This window comes from Roseateles sp. P5_B10, assembly GCF_056400485.1.
In genome coordinates this window covers 1-1,380 of record NZ_JBFULE010001110.1, presented here as the reverse complement: position 1 = coordinate 1,380, position 1,380 = coordinate 1, and the positions used below count along the sequence as shown (strand labels likewise).

Sequence of the window (1,380 nt, the reverse complement as noted above, 5' to 3'; positions counted from 1 at the left end):
CATCCAGGCCGAGTGCGRCAGCCACTGCTCCACCCAGCGCCACTGCTCGCCGTCGGGCCCTGGTCCGAACGCAATATCCTCGCCCGTATCGCTGCCGACGGCGCCCGTGATGCCATTGGAGATGCCGCCGGCAAACATGTCGCCCGCGCTGGACGGTACGGCCGGCGGGTTGCGCTTGCCAAAGCCGTAGAGCATGGAGATGCCGTAGGGGTTGCGGCCCAGCGTCCAGTCGAGCTGGCTTTGCGCATAGCCGGCCCAGCCCTCGGGCATGCCGGTGCCGAGCTGGCGGCTGGCAACCGCCATGGCCGTGGTCAACGAGGCCAGGCGCGCACTCTCGCCCTGCCACCAATAGCCGGTCTCGTTCTTGTGCGGGATGAAGAAGCCCTCCATCACGGAGCCTTCTGCCTTGCCGTTCGGCGCGAGCTGGAAGGACTGGCGTGCATAGCCATAGGGGTTGGACACGCGCTGGGTGATGGCGATCTCATGCTTCAGTGCCGACGCGATGGCAGCGGTCGCGCGGCCGCGACGCGCCTCCTGGGTCTCGATGGCTAGATAGTGCGTGAGGCTCAGCACCGGCAGGCCGGCTTCGACCGCGTGGTAGTACGGCCGTGTGCCGCCATCGCTGATGAAGCCGCCGGCAGCGGTCTGGCGGCCCATCAGGCTCTCGGCGCGCAGCCGTGCCGCGTCGAGGAAGCGCGGCTCATGCGTCGCATTGAACAGTTCGACCGCGGCCATCAGCGCCGTGTAGTCGTCGATGATGTTCTCGATGCCATTGGCCGTGTACTGCGCATTGAACTGCTGCAGATGGTCGAAGGCCTTGACCGCGTCGGCCAGATAGGTCGCACCGTTGAACTCGCCCTGCCGACCCGATTGCTTCGCCAGCAGCGAGGCCCGCGCCAACGTCGCGATGGCCATGCCGCCCCCCGCGCGATAGGCCGAGCGGTAGAGCTGGGTGTATTTGCCGTCCTCGCCCTCGTAGCCGACGACCATGCGCTCGGCCTTCTCGTCGCCCCATTTGTCAAACACCGTCGTGTAGAAATAGCCCTCTGCGTCGAGGATGCGGTGCAGATAGTCGGCACCCCAGAAGGCCTCGTTCTCGGCGCGCTTGAGCAGGCCCGCGCGGCGGTAGAGGTCGGCCGAGGTGTGGGATGTATAGGCCAGCACCCAGGCCGCYATCGACGTCTGCTGCGGGTTGAAGAAGTTGGCGTAGCCGAGGTGGGACAAATACTTGCCCGTGTCGCCGCCGGCGTCCTTCCAGCCGCCGTGCACGTCGACGAAGCGGTCCGTCTCGAAGATGCGGATGCGGCTGTCGCCCTTGGCCGTATGGCGGCTGCGGTGGAAGTAGTCCAGCGTCTTGTCGGCAATCGTCGTGAAGAGAGC

Annotated in this window: 1 protein-coding gene; it reads right to left on the bottom strand. The window is 66.6% G+C overall.

The features are described 5' to 3' along the window. The coding region (locus tag AC1DU6_RS31265; RefSeq protein ID WP_477862028.1) for a glycoside hydrolase family 9 protein at positions 1 to 1,380 on the bottom strand (1,380 nt) is incomplete at both ends.